Annotated in this window: 16 protein-coding genes; 6 read left to right on the plus strand and 10 right to left on the minus strand. The window is 70.2% G+C overall.

Annotated elements, in window-relative coordinates; translation table 11 throughout:
* Positions 1–123 precede the first annotated feature (123 nt).
* Positions 124–1,029: a transcriptional regulator CynR gene (cynR, locus tag AWQ70_RS01000; protein WP_067168785.1), complete on the minus strand. Its 906-nt coding sequence runs from the start codon at positions 1,027–1,029 to the stop codon at positions 124–126.
* Positions 1,030–1,152: 123 nt separating this feature from the next.
* On the opposite strand from cynR, the gene AWQ70_RS01005 reads away from it, so the two are divergent.
* The 3 genes from AWQ70_RS01005 to AWQ70_RS01015 all read left to right on the plus strand — a co-directional run bounded on the left by AWQ70_RS01005 (position 1,153) and on the right by AWQ70_RS01015 (position 3,034).
* The gene (locus AWQ70_RS01005) at positions 1,153–1,761 is read left to right on the plus strand and encodes a carbonic anhydrase (RefSeq protein ID WP_067169026.1); all 609 of its coding nucleotides are present in this window, start codon (positions 1,153–1,155) and stop codon (positions 1,759–1,761) included.
* Between the two features lie 173 nt (positions 1,762–1,934).
* Positions 1,935–2,405: a cyanase gene (cynS, locus tag AWQ70_RS01010; protein WP_067168787.1), complete on the plus strand. Its 471-nt coding sequence runs from the start codon at positions 1,935–1,937 to the stop codon at positions 2,403–2,405.
* A gap of 131 nt (positions 2,406–2,536) precedes the next feature.
* Positions 2,537–3,034 carry a nucleoside deaminase gene (locus tag AWQ70_RS01015; RefSeq protein WP_067168789.1) on the plus strand — a complete coding sequence of 166 codons (498 nt, stop codon included), beginning with the start codon at positions 2,537–2,539 and terminating at the stop codon, positions 3,032–3,034.
* A gap of 10 nt (positions 3,035–3,044) precedes the next feature.
* Here AWQ70_RS01015 and AWQ70_RS01020 read toward each other — a convergent pair whose 3' ends face one another.
* A complete protein-coding gene (locus AWQ70_RS01020; protein ID WP_067168791.1) occupies positions 3,045–3,554 on the minus strand; it encodes a MarR family winged helix-turn-helix transcriptional regulator in 510 nt (169 codons plus the stop codon).
* A 75-nt stretch (positions 3,555–3,629) separates the two neighbouring features.
* On the opposite strand from AWQ70_RS01020, the gene AWQ70_RS01025 reads away from it, so the two are divergent.
* Together AWQ70_RS01025 and AWQ70_RS01030 are read left to right on the plus strand one after the other, a co-directional pair.
* On the plus strand, positions 3,630–4,040 hold the full coding sequence (locus AWQ70_RS01025) for a DoxX family protein (RefSeq protein ID WP_067168793.1): 411 nt from the start codon (positions 3,630–3,632) through the stop codon (positions 4,038–4,040).
* A gap of 208 nt (positions 4,041–4,248) precedes the next feature.
* Complete coding sequence (locus AWQ70_RS01030) at positions 4,249–4,611, plus strand: YybH family protein (RefSeq protein ID WP_067168795.1); 363 nt, start codon at positions 4,249–4,251, stop codon at positions 4,609–4,611.
* 13 nt (positions 4,612–4,624) lie between these two features.
* On the opposite strand, the gene AWQ70_RS01035 is transcribed toward AWQ70_RS01030, so the two are convergent.
* From AWQ70_RS01035 to AWQ70_RS01070, 8 genes are all read right to left on the minus strand, one after another.
* A complete protein-coding gene (locus AWQ70_RS01035; protein WP_067168797.1) occupies positions 4,625–5,977 on the minus strand; it encodes an amidohydrolase family protein in 1,353 nt (450 codons plus the stop codon).
* Between the two features lie 92 nt (positions 5,978–6,069).
* Positions 6,070–7,314, minus strand: a complete 1,245-nt coding sequence (locus AWQ70_RS01040; RefSeq protein ID WP_067168799.1) for a M24 family metallopeptidase — start codon at positions 7,312–7,314, stop codon at positions 6,070–6,072.
* Positions 7,311–8,270 carry an NAD(P)-dependent oxidoreductase gene (locus tag AWQ70_RS01045; protein ID WP_218004364.1) on the minus strand — a complete coding sequence of 320 codons (960 nt, stop codon included), beginning with the start codon at positions 8,268–8,270 and terminating at the stop codon, positions 7,311–7,313. Before AWQ70_RS01045 ends, AWQ70_RS01040 begins: the two co-directional genes overlap by 4 nt.
* Before the next feature lie 69 nt (positions 8,271–8,339).
* On the minus strand, positions 8,340–9,398 hold the full coding sequence (locus tag AWQ70_RS01050; protein WP_245646612.1) for an ABC transporter ATP-binding protein: 1,059 nt from the start codon (positions 9,396–9,398) through the stop codon (positions 8,340–8,342).
* Positions 9,391–10,374 (minus strand): ABC transporter ATP-binding protein, encoded by a 984-nt coding sequence (locus tag AWQ70_RS01055; protein ID WP_067168801.1) that lies wholly within the window; start codon positions 10,372–10,374, stop codon positions 9,391–9,393. Before AWQ70_RS01055 ends, AWQ70_RS01050 begins: the two co-directional genes overlap by 8 nt.
* Complete coding sequence (locus AWQ70_RS01060; RefSeq protein WP_067168804.1) at positions 10,371–11,261, minus strand: ABC transporter permease; 891 nt, start codon at positions 11,259–11,261, stop codon at positions 10,371–10,373. Before AWQ70_RS01060 ends, AWQ70_RS01055 begins: the two co-directional genes overlap by 4 nt.
* Positions 11,258–12,217, minus strand: a complete 960-nt coding sequence (locus AWQ70_RS01065) for an ABC transporter permease (RefSeq protein ID WP_067168806.1) — start codon at positions 12,215–12,217, stop codon at positions 11,258–11,260. Before AWQ70_RS01065 ends, AWQ70_RS01060 begins: the two co-directional genes overlap by 4 nt.
* Positions 12,218–12,247: 30 nt before the next feature.
* A complete protein-coding gene (locus AWQ70_RS01070) occupies positions 12,248–13,882 on the minus strand; it encodes an amidohydrolase (RefSeq protein ID WP_169808600.1) in 1,635 nt (544 codons plus the stop codon).
* 393 nt (positions 13,883–14,275) lie between these two features.
* On the opposite strand from AWQ70_RS01070, the gene AWQ70_RS01075 reads away from it, so the two are divergent.
* Positions 14,276–15,823 (plus strand): ABC transporter substrate-binding protein, encoded by a 1,548-nt coding sequence (locus tag AWQ70_RS01075; RefSeq protein ID WP_169808601.1) that lies wholly within the window; start codon positions 14,276–14,278, stop codon positions 15,821–15,823.
* The last annotated feature ends 19 nt before the right edge of the window (positions 15,824–15,842 follow it).

Genomic DNA, 15,842 nt, shown 5'->3' on the forward strand with positions numbered 1-15,842 from the left:
GTGTCGATCCTCAGGAACTGGTCGACGCCGATCTTCACCTCGTACACGTCACGGTACGGGCTTCCTCCGCCACCGGATATGGGCCACGGAAGGACAGTGGGGCGTCGGCCTTCGGCCGCCGGCTCAGGCGGGGGTGTAGCCGCGGGCGCGAACGTGGTCGGCCAGGGCGACACCGAAGGCGCGGGCGGCGGCGCTCCGGTAGGCGCTTTCCCGCCGCAGCAGGGTGACGGTACGGGCGGGCAGGGCGGGCGCGAGCGGGACCGGACTCAGGCCCGGGTGGTCGTGGGTGACGGCGTCGGGGAGAACGGTGGCGACGGACCCGCGCTGGACGATCTCGATGACGGCCTGGATGGAGTTGGCCTCCACCACGATGCGCGGACTGACACGCTGTCGCCTGAAGTAGGCGTCGATGTGCTCTCGCGTGGCGAACTCGCCGCTGAGGAGCGCGAGCCGGCGCTCGGCGAGATCCCGGGCGGGCATCGGCCCGGACCGCTCGCCGCCTGAGTGGTGGACGCCGACCACGAGGCTGAGCGTCTCGGTGAACAGCGCCGTGCCGCTGATGCCGGGCAGGTGGTCGCCGTGGAACGCGATCCCGAGGTCGAGCTCGTCGGCGAGCAGCCCCGACTCGATGCGGTCCTGCGTCATCTCCTTGACGTCCAGGGTGATGCCGGGGTGGCGGGCGTGCATCTCGGCGATCAGCGGCCCGACGAGATAGGCGCTGAACGTCGGGGTCACCGCCAGCCGCAGGCTGCCGCGCGAGAGGTCCGCCACATCGAGGACCGCGCGTTCGGCGGCGCCCAGGTCCCGCAGGGCACGCCGGGCGTAGTGGACGTAAGCCTCGCCCGCGTCGGTGAGCCGTACGCTGCGGCCGCTGCGGTCCAGCAGTTGCGCGCCCACCGCGCGCTCAAGCTGCTTGATCTGCTGCGAGAGGGTGGGCTGGGAGATCCGCAATTCCTCGGCGGCGCGGGTGAAATTGCCGTGCTCGGCGACGGCGATCAGATAGCGCAGATGACGGAGCTCCGGGGCCATTCTCCCAACTATAGGCCACATCTATAGAAGCGATGGCTACTTCGTCTTGGACACTATGGCCGCACGTCATGCATGGTGGATGACGTCAGCCCACGAGGCCGGCCCCAACCGAAGGGAGTGACCATGCAGGACCTCGAACGGGGAGTCGCGCGTTTCCGACGAGACGTCTTCCCGGCCAAGACGGAGCTCTTCACCCGCCTGGCGACCACTCACCGGCCCGCGACGCTGTTCATCAGTTGCTCCGACGCCCGCGTGGTGCCCGAGCTGATCACCCAGAGCGAGCCGGGCGAGCTGTTCGTCATCCGCACCGCCGGCAACCTCGTGCCCACCTATGCGCCCGGCTCCGCCGACGGCGTCGCCGCCGGCATCGAGTACGCCGTGGCCGTGCTGGGCGTCTCCGACATCGTGGTGTGCGGGCACTCCGGCTGCGGCGCGATGACCGCCGTGGCCGACGGCCTCGACCCGGCAGCGCTGCCCGCGCTCGCCGGATGGCTGCGCCACGCGGACGCCTCCCGGGCCCGCGTCACGATCGCGGAGTCGGACGCGGGCGAGGTGGCCGCGCTGGTACGTCAGAACGTGCTCGCGCAGACGGCGAACCTGGCCACCCACCCCTCGGTGGCGCACGCCCTGGCCGCCGGGACGGTCACCCTGCACGGCTGGGTCTACGACATCGGCACCGGCAGCGTGGCGGAACTCGACGCCACCGGCCGCCCCTCCGCGCTCGCGGTCTGACGACGAAGCCGACGCCTGACGCGCCGCCGTCCGTCCCGGGATCGGCGCACATCACCGGAACCTGCCGTGTTCCGCCGGCGCGGCCCCCGTCCACGACGGTCCGAGATCTCCTGCGTCGAGACCGACGCCGCGGGACCCATCGCACAACAGACGCACGAAAAGGAAGCACTCTCATGGCACACGCCCAGTTCGACCCCACGGCCCGCCAGACCCTGGCCGCCGCCGCCGTCGAGGCCAAGACCCGCAGGGACCTGACCTGGCAGCAGATCGCCGACGCGGCCGGCCTGTCGGTCGCCTTCGTCACCGCCGCCGTACTCGGCCAGCACGCCCTGCCCGAGGCCTCGGCCAGGGCGGTCGCCGAGCTGCTCGGCCTGGACGACGACGCCGCGACGCTGCTGACCACCATCCCGACCCGCGGCTCCATCGCCGGCGCCGTCCCCACCGACCCGACCATCTACCGCTTCTACGAGATACTCCAGGTGTACGGCACCACGCTCAAGGCCCTCGTCCACGAGCAGTTCGGCGACGGCATCATCAGTGCGATCAACTTCAGGCTCGACGTGCGGAAGGTCGCCGACCCCGAGGGCGGCGAGCGCGCCGTCATCACCCTCGACGGCAAGTACCTGCCCACCAAGCCCTTCTGATCCGAACCCGATCCGAACCCGATCCGCACGCGGCACCGGGGCAGGCCGGGCGGCTCCCCTCCACCGCACCCGGCCCGCCCCCCGCCGGCCCGCTCGCCGCGGGGACCCGTTTCTTTCTCGGAGGACCTCTCATGGACTTCGCACAGCGCACCGTCGACATCGCCCGCCAGAACGTCACCGAGGGCGGCCGCCCGTTCGCGACCGTCATCGTCAAGAACGGCGAGATCCTGGCCGAGAGCGCGAACAAGGTGGCCCAGACCTCCGACCCGACCGCGCACGCGGAGATCCTCGCCATCCGCGAGGCGTGCGTGAGACTGGGCACCGAACACCTGGTCGGCACCACCGTCTACGTCCTGGCGCACCCCTGCCCGATGTGCCTGGGAGCGCTGTACTACTGCTCACCGGACGAGGTCGTCTTCCTCACCACGCGCGAGGCCTACGAGCCCCACTACGTGGACGACCGCAAGTATTTCGAGCTCGACACCTTCTACGCCGAGTTCGGCAAGAGCTGGGACGAGCGGCGGCTGCCGATGCGGTACGAGCCGCGCGAGGCGGCCGTCGACGTCTACCGCCTGTGGCAGGAGCGCAACGGCGGCGAGCGGCGGGTGGCCGGAGCTCCCACCGCCTGAGCGCACGGGACTACGTACGCGGACCCGGCGTGTGGGGGCCCGCCTCGCCCGCGGGCGGTGGCACGGCGGCCCCCATCGCCGCCGCGGCCTTCCTCATGATCCGCGTCATGGACGTCAGCTCGTCGGGCCCGAAATGGTCGATCAGGAAGGCGCGGACGACGGCCAGGTGACCGGGCGCGGTCCGCTCCAGGCAGCGCATCCCCTCGCCGGTGAGGACCGCCATGATGCCCCGCTCGTCCGAGGGGCAGGCGGCCCGCTCCACGAGCCCGGCCTTCTCGAGCTGGCCGATCTGGTAGGTGAGTCCGCTCTTGGACACGACCACCAGGCGGGCCAGCTCGGTCATCCGCATCCTCTGGCCGGGGGCGGACGAGAGCCGGGTGAGGATCTCGTACTGCGGGTGCGTCAGGCCCGCGTCGGCCTTGAGCTGTTCCTCGATGCGGCGTTCCAGCAGGTGCGAAGCGGTGAGATAGGCCAGCCAGGCGTCCAGCTCCCGCTCACTGAGCCAAGGGGGTTCCGTCACATCGCCAAGTGTACGGTTTGTTCAAATTTGAACCATGCGCTAGGTTTCGTTCAAATTCGAACGAAAGGGTCATTCATGCACGCACGGCTTCGCCCCATCGCCCTGCTCATCGGCCGGGTCGGCATCGGGGTCGTCTTCCTCGTCCACGGCTGGCAGAAGCTCGCGACCAACGGGCTGTCCGGCACCACGGCGTTCTTCGAGCAGATCGGGATCCCGCTGCCCGGGCTGGCCGCGCCGGCGGTCACCGCACTGGAACTGCTCGGCGGCGCGGCCCTCATCCTCGGCGTCGCGCTGCCCGTCGCCGGGACCCTGCTCGCGCTCGACATGCTCGGCGCGATCGCCTTCGTCCACGGCGGCAACGGCTTCACCGTGGACAAGGGCGGTTACGAGTTCGTCCTCGCCCTGGCGGCGGCGGCCCTGGTGATCGGCTTCAGCGGGGGCGGGACGCTCGCCCTCGACACCCTCTGGACGAGGCGCAGGCGTTGACACGCTCCCCGGCCCGGCTCGCCGCTCCCCCAGCCGCGGGACTCAGGTGATCAGGCGCCAAGGCATCCCCTCGTCGATGAACCGCGCCGCGGCCCTCAGGCCGCGAACCTCGGCCTGCTCCGCGGCGGTACCGGTTTTGTCGTACCCGCCTGACATGATCGCCTGATGTCCGAGACAGCTAGACCGGGTCCGATGGGAGTTGCAGACGATGACGAGTGAGGATGTCCGAGAGCGTGCCGTCCAGCCGGAGGATCTCAGCCGGTTCGTCGTGGAGCGGCTGAACGCGGGCGACGTCGAAGGGCTGGTGGCGCTGTACGAACCGGACGCGGTGCTGGCGTTGCCGGACGGCCAGGTCGCCACGGGCAGCCAGGAGATCCGCCGGGCGTACGAGCATCTGGTCACCGGCAAGCCCACCTTCACTCCCGGGCGGCAGCAGCCGACGCTGCGTAACGGCGACCTGGCGCTCACCTCGGTGCGCCTGCCCGACGGCGGTTTCACCGTCGAGGTGGCCCGCCGCCAGGATGACGGCACCTGGTTGTGGGTGATCGACCAGCCCGGCCTTCTGCCATAGGTCAGGGGGCTTCTCAGCGGGACAGGCGGTCGAGCACCCGCCTGCGGACCGCGCCGTTTCGTCGTTCGAGCTCCGCCGCGTCAACACCGACCAGCGCCCCGCCCCGTTTCCGGACGACGCCGCCGATCACCACGGTGTCCACATCGTGCGCGGAGGCGGCGGTGAGCACGACGTGGGCCACCGGGTCGCTCATGGCCGCGTCCACGTCACGCGGCCGGAGCACCACGACGTCGGCGAGCGCGCCCTCGCGAAGCACGCCGAGCTCCCGGCCGAGACCGATCGCGGCGGCCCCGCCCCGGATCCCCATGGCGAGCACGTCCTCGAACGTCGCCGACCTCGGGTCGAGCACGTCGTCCACCGCGATGCGGCCGGCCTCGTGCATGGCCTGGGCGTCGGTGTGCTGGAGCAGGATGTAGGCGAGCCGGATCTGGCCGAGCAGGTCGATCGGCAGCACCGCCGGGGTGTCCACGCCGACGCTGAGCGTCACCCCGTGGGCGATGGCGCGGCGCAGCACGGAGACGGAGCGGGTGGCGGCCACCTCGGCCTGAGGAGTGGCGGAGATCGCCATCCCGGCCTCGGCCATCCAGGCCAGCTCCCGGTCCGACACGGTGTTGGCGTGGACCGGGACCAGGTCCGGCCCGAGTCCACCGGCCTCGTGGATCGCCCGGATCTCGCCGGGGGCGTTCTGGTGGAAGGTCATCCGCATTCCGGCGGCACGGGCGTGCCCGACCTCGTCGAGGAACAGGCCCATCACCTCGCGCGCCGGGGTGACGAGACCCAGCCCGACGTCGATCAGGCCCCGCGCCTCGGCCTCCGCCCTGGCCCGCAGCGCGTCGGCGCCGGCCAGCCGCTGCCGGTGGGCGCGGGCGAACCGGTCACGGTCGGCCGGGTCGGCGACGATCGAGCCGTAGGCGAGCTGGACCCGCTGGCCCGTGGCAAGGTGCGCCTCGAACGCGGCGTCCGCGTGCTCGGTGGTGGCGTTCGCGCCGTGGAAGAAGTCGAGCACCCCGGTGACGCCGTGCTCGATCATCTCGTGGCCGCAGCCGAGGGTGGACTCGTACGTGTCCTCCGGGGTGTAGGTCTCGCGCAGGAACCAGAACAGGTCGCGGTAGGCGCTCGAACTCCACATCCGTGCGGCCAGGCCACGCCAGGCGTACTGCCAGGCGTGCATGTGGGTGTCGATCAAACCGGGCATGACGATGGCGTCGGTGGCGTCGATCACCTCCGCGCCGGTGGTGTCGAGGTCCGGGCCGATCGTCTGGATGCGCTCGCCGTCGATGCGCAGGTCGTGCCCGCGGAGCACCGTGTGGTCTCCGGACATGGTGACGATCGTGCCGTTGCGGATGACGATGGATGAGCGGGGCATGTGCGGATCCGTTTCCCGTTCGGTCTGGGGGTGGCGCCGGGGGCACCCGGAACGGACGCCCCCGGCGGTCGGGTGGTACTCCTCGTCGTTCGTCAGTACTTGTTCGCGACGAAGAGCTCCTGGGCGGGGAACTTCGTGAGGATCACCGGGCCCTGCTCGGTGAGCACGACCTCCTCCTCGATCCGGGCAGCCGAGGCGCCGTCCGCGGCCGGGCAGTAGGTCTCCATCGCGAAGACCATGCCGGGCCGCAACTCGATCGGCTCGGCGAACGAGTTGAGCCGAGAGATGATCGGCCGCTCGTGCAGGCCGAGGCCGAGCCCGTGCGCGAACTGCAGCCCGAACGCGGCCAGCTCGTTCTCGAACCCGAAGTCCGTGGCCTTGGGCAGGACTCGGGCCACCTCGTCGGTTCCCACGCCCGGGCGGATGGCGCTGATGGCGCGGTCCATCCACTCCCTGGCCTGCTTGTACGCGTCGTACTGCTGAGGCGTGGCCCAGCCGACCCCGAACGTGCGGTAGTAGCAGGTCCGGTAGCCGTTGTAGGAGTGGATGATGTCGAAGAACGCCTGGTCACCCGGCCGGATGATGCGGTCGGTGAAGTTGTGCGGATGCGGGTTGCAGCGGTCACCGGAGATGGCGTTCACCGCCTCGACCTGGTCCGAGCCGAGTTCGTACAGCCGCCGGTTGGCCAGCGCGACGATCTCGTTCTCCCGCACGCCCGGCTTGAGCGCCTCGGAGATGTCCTGGTAGACGCCGTCCACCATGGCGGCGGCCTGGTTGAGCAGCATGATCTCGTCGCGGGACTTGATCACGCGGGCGTCGAGCATGAACTGCTGGGCGTCCACGACGGTCAGCCCCTGCCGCTGCATCTCGAACAGGAACGGCGGTTCGACGATGTCCACGCCCACCGGTGCGTCCGCGACGCCGGCCTCGGTCAGCAGCGCCTTGATCTCGGTGACCGCGTCGCGCATCAGCCCGGCGCCCGGGGAGACCGCGCCGCGGAAGCCGAGGAAGCCCGGGCGGCAGTTCTCGTCGGGCAGCCAGTTGGAGTACAGCTTGTGGTGCCGCACCGCGGAACCGAAGTCCCACAACATCGGAGCGCCGTCCCTGGTCAGCAGCGCGTAGCGGATCATCTTGTCGCCGAGCGCGCCGCCGATCCACGTCTGCGTGGTGTAGCGGATGTTGTAGAAGTCGAAGAGCAGGAAAGCGCCGCAGCCGCTCGCCTCCAGCGCCTCCTTGGCACGGGCCAGCCGATACCCGCGCAGCCGGTCGAAGTCGACCCGCTCCTCGTAGTCGACGGCCATGTGGCCGGGCGCGGCCAGGATCGGAGTTCCGCTCATCGGTCGCTCAGCCCGTCGGAGACGTCGGCCTTCTCCGAGGTGATCTCCAGCCCCGCCCCTCGGGCCACATCCAGGATGAGGGTGGCGAAGTCGAGCTCGGTGTTCCCGCCGCCCACCGCCTGGGCGACGATCTGCCGGGCGGCCGAGGCGATGGGCATCGGCGACTTCAACTTGTCGGCCGCGGCCAGGCCGAGGTCGAAATCCTTCTGCAGCAGCGGCATGGTGAACGTCGGGGTGAAGTCGAGGTTCACGAAGGCCGGGGTCTTGTACCGGCTGAAGACCGAGCCCATGACCGAGTCGTTCAGGAAGGCGAGGAACGCCTCGCGGCTCACGCCGCCCTTCTCGGCCAGTACGGTGATCTCCGCCAGCGACTGCGTCACGACGCCGAGGAAGACGTTGTGCGCGATCTTCACCAGGCGGGCCAGCTCGCCCTCGCCGACATAGGTGACGCCGCGCCCGAAGGCGAGCAGCACCGGCTCGAACTCCTCGAACGCCTCGCGCGGACCGGACACCGCCACGGTGAGCTTGCCCGCCGCGATCACGGAGGGGTTGCCGCTGACCGGCGTGGCCAGCAGGGCGGTGCCCCGCTCCTCGGCCGCGCGGCGGACCCGCTCGCTCGCCTCGATCGAGACCGTGGAGGAGTCCGCGATCGCGCGGGGCGACGCCGCGGGGTCGGTGAGCAGGCCGCCCTCACCGAGCATCACGGCCTCGAGATCCTTCGACGCCGCCACCATGCTGATGACGAGGTCCAGGGAGGCGAGCTCGACCGGCCGGTCGACGATGGTCGCTCCCTTCTCGGCGAGCGGCTCGGCCTTCGAACGGGTCCTGTTGTAGACGGACACCTCATAGCCTGCGTCCAGCAGCCGCGTGACGAGCTGGTAGCCCATCCGGCCGACACCGATCCAGCCGATACGCGGCCCGGTCTTGGGGGTCACCTTGGTCCTTCCCGATCGCACGATGCAATCGTTTGCTAGATGCGGTCCCGGCCGCCCCACGCGGCCGGGAGAACATGGTCGTTGGAGCGGTCAGCCCGAGGGCATGTCCGCGATGAGCGGCGGCCGTACCCCCTGGTCGTCGACCAGGTGGCAGGCGAACGACGACGTGGCGCCGCCTGGCCGGACGATCTCGCGCAGCTCCGGCTCCTCGGTCCGGCACCGGTCCACCGCGATCGGGCATCGCGGGTGGAACCGGCAGCCCGCCGGCGGATTCAGCGGACTGGGGAGGTCGCCGCCCAGCACGATCCGCTCCCGGGTGCGCTGGGCGTCGGGATCGGGCAGCGGCGCGGCCTTGAGCAGGATCTCCGAGTACGGGTGCAGTGGCCTGGTGAACAGGCTCTCGGCGTCCGCGACCTCGACGACCCGGCCCAGGTACATCACCGCCACCCGGTCGGCGAGGTACTCCACCGCGGCAAGGTCGTGACTGATGAACAGGCAGGCGAACCCGAGATCGTGCTGGAGGTCGGCGATCAGGTTGAGCACCGACGCCTGCACCGAGACGTCCAGCGCCGAGGTCGGCTCGTCGGCCACCAGCAGGGTGGGCTCGGGCGCGAGCGCGCGGGCCAGGCTGACCCGCTGGCGCTGCCCGCCGGACAACATGTGCACGTAACGGTCGGCGATCTCCGGGCGCAGCCCGACCGTGTCGAGGATCTCGGCCACCTTACGCGCCTCGCCCCGCCGCTCGACGATCCGGTGGATCCGCAGCGGCTCCGCGACGGCCTCGCCGACCGTCATCCGGGGATTGAGCGACGAGCCCGGGTCCTGGAAGACGATGTTGAACGACTTCCGCCTGCGGCGCAACTCCCGGCCGGAGAGCCGGGAGACGTCGGTGCCGTCGATGACCACGCTGCCCGAGGTCGGCTCGGCCAGCGCCACCGCCAGCTTGCCCAGGGTGGACTTGCCACTGCCGGACTCGCCCACCAGCCCGAGGATCTCACCCTTCCTGATGGTGAGATCCACGCCGTCCACGCTACGGACCGTGCCGCGCCTGGTGGCGTAGTGCTTCACCAGGTTCTTCAGGTGCAGAGCCGGAACGTCGGCCGACCCGTTCCCGGTGCCGCCCGCCACGGCGGTGTTCGGCTCACTCACCGTTCGACTCCTTCGTCTCGGGGTGCCGGCACGCCACCCGGGTGCCACCGGCCGCCTCCGCCAGCGGCGGCCGGCCGGACCGGCACGCCTCGTCCGCCCGCCCGCACCGGTCCGCGAAGGTGCAGGCGTCCACGGACTCGGCGATGACCGGCACGGTCCCCGGGATGCCGCGCAGCCGGGCGCGCGCCGCGCGTTGCCCGGGAACCGGCACCGCGGAGAGCAGGCCGCGGGTGTACGGGTGCGCCGGACGGCGGAAGACCTGCTCGATGCCGCCCTCCTCGATCGCCCGGCCCGCGTACATCACCACGACACGGTCCGCGATGTCCGCGACCACGCCCATGTCGTGGGTGATGAGGACGATCGCCATGCCGAGCTTGTCGCGGAGGTCCTTGAGGATCTCCAGAATGGCGGCCTGCACGGTCACGTCCAGTGCGGTGGTCGGCTCGTCCGCGATCAGCACGCGTGGGCCGCACGCGATCGCCATCGAGATCATGACCCTCTGCCGCATCCCGCCGGAGAGCTGGTGCGGATAGGCCCGCGCCCGTTCGGCGGCGGCGGGGATCCCGACCAGCTCGAACAGCTCGACCACCCGGGCCCGGCGCTCCGCGCGGGACATCGAGGCGTGCTGCGCCAGCACCTCCTCGACCTGCTTACCGACCGGCATCAGCGGGTTCAGCGCTGTCATCGGGTCCTGGAAGATGTAGGCGATGTCCTGTCCGCGAACCCGGCGCAGCGCGTCCGGCTTCCGGGTGAGCAGGTTCTGGCCCGCGTAGTTCACCTCCCCGGTCACCCGGGCGTGCTCCGGGCCGAGCCCGAGCAGGGACAACACGCCCACGCTCTTGCCACAGCCCGACTCGCCGACGATGGCGAGGATCTCGCTCTCCCCGACGGAGTAGGACAGGCCGTCCACCGCCAGCACGTGACCGGTCTCGGTGGGGATCTCCACCGAGAGGTCGCGGACGTCGAGAACGTTCACCGGCGTCGTCCCTTCGGGTCGAGTGCGTCGCGCAGCGCGTCACCGAACAGGTTGAACGCCAGGGTGAGCGCCACGATCGCGAGGCCGGGGAAGACCGCCAGCCACCAAGCCGTCTCGATGTACTGCTGGGCGCCGGCCAGCATGATCCCCAGCGATGGTGTCGGCGGCCGGATGCCCAGGCCGAGGAAGGACAACATCGCCTCGCCGAGGATCGCGTGCGGGATCGCGACGCTGATCTGGACCAGCAACGTGCTGGTCGCGTTCGGCAGGATGTGGCGCCACAGGATCCGCGTGTGCGTGTTGCCCGCCGCGATCGCCGAGGAGACGAAGTCCAGGCCGCGCAGCCGCAGCACCTCGCCGCGGATCAGCCGGACGAATCCGGGGACCGCGCCGACCGCCAGCGCGATCGCCGCGTTCATCGCGCTCGGGCCGAGGATCGCGGCCAGGCCGACGGCCAGGATCAGGTTCGGGAAGGCCAGCATGACGTCGACCAGCTGCGAGATGACCCGGTCCACCTTGGGGAAGTATCCGGCCACCAGCCCGAGCGGCACACCGACGAGTGCGGCGAGCACCACCGAGGCGAGCCCGACCAGCACCGAGGCGTTGATGCCGTACAGCACCCGGGAGAGCTGGTCACGGCCCAGCTCGTCGGTGCCGAGCAGGTGGAGGCCGGAGGGCCCGGACAACGGATTGGCGTAGTCGGTCGCCTCCGGCGCCATCGGGGAGAGCCACGGGGCCAGCAGCCCGGCCGCCACCACGACGACCGCGATGACGAACCCGGCCAGTCCGGCGGGGGAACGCAGCGCGCGGCGGAAGACCGCGAGCGCGCCGGTCGAGCGGGCGCGCGACCTGGCCGGCCGGGCGGTCCCCGCTGTCGTGACGGTCATGATGCCGCACCTCCGCCCAGCCGGATGCGCGGATCCACCAGGGTGTACAGCAGGTCGGTGAGCAGGTTGATCAGGATGTACGCCCCGGCGACCACGATCACCACCCCCTGGATCATCGGGTAGTCACGCATGAAGATCGCGTCGATGGTGAGCTTGCCGATCCCGGGGATGACGAACACCTGCTCGGTGATCACCGCCCCGGAGATCAGCGCGCCGAGTTGCAGGCCGACCACGGTGATCACCACGATCAGGCTGTTGCGCAGCGCGTGCTTGAAGACCACTTTGCTCCGGCTGAGCCCTTTGGCCTTGGCGGTGCGGATGTAGTCGCCGCTCAGCGCGTCCAGCATGGACGAGCGGGTCTGCCGCATGATGATCGCCGCGAAGCCGGTGCCGAGCACCGCCGCGGGCATCACCAGGTGCCGCAGGTTGTCCGCCGGGCTCTCGAAGAACGGGATGAACCCCGAGGCGGGCAGGATCGGCCACACGATCGACAGCAGCAGGATCCCCATCATGCCGAGCCAGAAGCTGGGGACCGACAACCAGAACAGGGCGGTGGAACTGACCGCCCAGTCCGCCGGGCGGCCCTGGTTGGTGGCGGCGGCCACCCCGAACAGCACGCCGATCACGATCGCCACGATCATCGCCAGCACCGCCAGCTCCAGGGTGACCGGGAGAGCCCGGCCGATGACCTCGGCCACCGGGAGCCCGGTGGAGGAGGATCGGCCGAGGTTCCCCTGGACGACCTGGCCCAGATAGTGCCCGAACTGGACCCAGATCGGGTCGTCGAGCCCGTACGCCGCACGGATCTGCGCGAGATTGTCGGGGTTGCCCTCCTGGCCCAGCATGGCCACGGCGATGTCGCCGGGCAGCATACGGATGCCCAGGAACACCACGATCACCGCCAGGAACAGGGTGAGCACGGCGCGGGCGACGCGCACCAGGACGGCGGTGATCATCGCCGCTCCCCGTGGCGGGCGCGTGTGGTGTCAGGCCAGGCGGGCACTGTACCGACCCGAGTCCCACACGACCTCGCCGCCCAGCAGCGTGAGGTCCGACTCCAGCAGATGGATCTCCTCGACCGGCACCGCGAAGTAGTCGCGGTTCAGCACCGCCAGGTCGGCGAGCTGGCCGGGGACGAGCCGGCCGCGGTGGCCGTCCTCGTAGGTGAACCACGCGCCGCCGGCGGTGTACCCGCGCAGGATCTCCTCCCGGCTGAGCAGGTGCGGGGCGCGCAGCGTCGGCGTGCCGGAGACGGTCAGGCCGGTGAGGAACCACTGCATGCTGTGGAACGGGTTGTAGGAGGCCACCCGCATGGCGTCCGAGCCGAAGCCGATCGGGATGCCCGCATCGGTCAGGTCACGCAGCTCGGGCGAGTGGGTGACCCGCTCCTCACCCCAGGCGGCGATGGCCGACTCGCCGTTGTAGCGGAAGAGGCTCTGGAAGAGCAGTCCGGCGCCGAGCGCGCGCAGCCGCTCGATGTCCTCCCGGTAGGTGGACTCGGCGTGGACGAAGCCCCAGCGAAGGTCGATGATCGGGTGAACCTTGTCGATCTCCTCCATCGTGTCCAGCAGCTTGAGGAAGAACTCGCGCTGGTGCACGTGGATCTGCACGGTCCACCGCTTGGCGGCCAGGTCGGTGAGCAGCGCCTTGGTCTCGGCCATCGCCTCCTCGCCGTAGTCGGCCGGCTCGGCGACCCGGTCGTGGGTGCGGTACATCAGCACCTCGCCGATGCCGGACATGCGGAGGATGTCGTCGCCGAACCGGGGCGACTCGAACCGCAGGTAGCCGGCGAAGTCCTCCGGCTCGGTGCCCTGGCGGGTGGCGTGCTTGAACAGCCGGACCCGGGTCTTCAGCTCGCCGCGGCGCCACGCCTCGTAGATCGCCCCGTACGCCTCGGGGCCGGTGTTGACGCCGCCGCCGTCGATGGCGCCGGTCATGCCGAGCCGGGCGAACTCCCTGGAGAGCGCGATGGTCGAGGCGACCTGCTCCTCCTGTGAGGGCGCGGGAAGCTGGCGGTAGAACCAGGTCATCAGCTTCATGCCGTCGCCGCGGCCGGTCAGCCCGCCGGAGGCGTCCCGCTGGAACCCTGCCGGGTCCGGGGAGGCGGCCACTCCGGCCTCGTCCAGGCCGAGCGCCTCCATGCCGACCGTGTTGAACACCGCGTAGGTGTACTGCATCTGCACATACACCGGATTGGCCGGAGCGACCCGGTCCAGTTCCTCGCGGGTCGGGCCACGGCCCTCGGCGAACTGACGCTCGTCCCAGCCGCCGATCACCCGGATCCACACGCCGTCGGGCAACGACGCGGCGCGGGCCGCGACCAGATCGAGCGCGTCGGCCAGCGAGTAGACGTTCTCCCACCGCAGCTCGTCGTTCCAGGTACGGCCCGCCCGGACGAAGTGCACGTGCGAGTCGATCAGGCCGGGAATGACGCGAGCGCCCTCCAGGTCGATGACGTGCGTGTTCTCGCCGGCCCTGGCCCGGACCGCGGCGTCGTCACCGACGGCGAGGACCTTGCCGCAGCCCACCGCGATGGCCGGCACCTCGGACGGGACGTCCGCGCTGTCCGACATCGTGGTGATCTTGCCGTTCACGAGAATGAGATCAGCCTGCGCATTCACGTCGATGCGACTCCTCTGCAAACGATTGCTATAGCGAGGCAGCATCCTGGCCGAACCGCCCGCTGTCAAGACCGGGGCCGCGGTTAACGGTTTGGTTGCCGTTTCCCGAGACGTGCTGATCAACAGGCCGTTCCGGCGGTCGCCTCCAGGGGAAACGCGAGTCCCGCCGCGAATCGCGCCGCTCTTGACAGGGCGGACTGCAATCGTTTGTATTCATCGGGCGGCAACTGGACCCCCAGCGGATGTCCGCCCTCGCGCCGACACCGCCCTGAACCACCGGGTTCGGCGCACCTCCTCCCCCAGGAACATCGCGATCGGAGATGCTCGATGGCGTCCCAGAAGAATTATCAAACAAAGGTTCGCATTCCGGCGCGATCAGTCGCCGTCACCGCCATGGTCGCTCTTGGGCTCACGGCGTGCGCGTCCGGTGGGTCGTCGGAGCGAACGGCCGCCGACGGCAGAAAGGTGGCCATCGGCCTGGCCGGAGAGCCGGGCAACCTCGACCCGACCCTGTCGAACTCGCTCTCGTCGTCGGCGCTCTATCCCGCGTTCTGCCAGATGCTCTACAACGAGATGCGCGAAGGCACCGTGCCGGTGCTGGCGACCAAGGACCCCGAGTTCAGCAAGGACATGAAGAGCGCCCGCGTCACGCTGCGCGAGGACGCCAAGTTCGCCGACGGCACCCCGGTGAACGCCGAGGCGGTCCGCTTCTCCCTCGAACGGCACAAGACGCTGCCCGGCTCGCAGCGCGTGAACGAGCTCGACGCGGTGAAGGACGTCACGGTCGTGGACGACCACACCGTCGAGCTGACGTTCAACTACCCGATCGCTCCCGGCGTGCTGAAGTCCAACCTGGCGAGCCGCGGCGGGACGATCATGTCCCCGACCGCGGTCAAGAAGCTCGGCGACGAGGGCTTCGCCGCGGCCCCGGTCTGCTCGGGCCCGTTCAAGTTCGCCGGCCGGGTCGCGCAGGACAACGTCACGCTGGTCAAGGACCCCAACTACTTCGACGCGGCCAACGTCCACCTGGACAAGGTCGTCTACCGGGTGATCCCCGACTCGGCGGTGCGGATCGCGAACCTGCGCTCGGGCGACCTGGACATCATCGACCGGGTCTCGCCCACCGACGTGCCGACGATCGAGGCGTCCGACCGGCTGAAGATCGAGACGTTCCCGAGCCTCGGCCACGTGAACCTGATCTTCAACATCGGCAACTCCGACGGCGCGGCCAAGCCGGCGAAGCTGCTGGACGACCCGATCGCCAAGAACGCCGACGTGCGCCGGGCGCTGGAGCTGGCCATCGACCGCGACGCGATCAACAAGGTGGTATTCGGCGGCAAGTACGAGACGGCCTGCGGGTTCATGGCCCCGACGAGTGAGTTCTCGACCAAGGAGAGCCAGAGCTGCCCGGGCTACGACCCGGCCGCGGCCAAGGAACTGCTGAAGTCCACCGGGGTCGGCCTGCCGTTCCACATCGAGATCCTGATGAACCAGATGCCGGAGTACCGCCGGGTCGGCGAGATGATCCAGCAGATGGCCAAGGAGGCCGGCTTCGAGGTCACCCTCAACATCCAGGAGTCGACCACCTCGGCCGAGGCGACCCAGCAGGGCAAGTTCCAGGTCTACCTCAACTCCTTCACCGGCTCGGCGGACCCGGACATGAACGTGGCCCGGTTCTACGAGAGCGACACACCCACGAACGTCGGCAAGTTCGTCGCCGACGGGCTCGACGACCTGCTGACCGAGGCCCGCTCGGAGGCCGACACGGGCAAGCGGACCAAGCTCTACGACCAGATCCACAAGATCATCACCGACGCCACGGCGTCCATCTACCTGGTCAGGCCGACCAACATCATCGCCTACAACGGCAAGCTCACCGGGCTCACGTACCGGGCGACGGGCGGGGTCGTCCCGACCGGCATCGACATCGCCGCCAAGTGATCCGGCGAGGTCGGTGGCA

It is taken from the genome of Microtetraspora niveoalba (genome assembly GCF_001570405.1).
GTDB lineage: Bacteria > Actinomycetota > Actinomycetes > Streptosporangiales > Streptosporangiaceae > Microtetraspora > Microtetraspora niveoalba.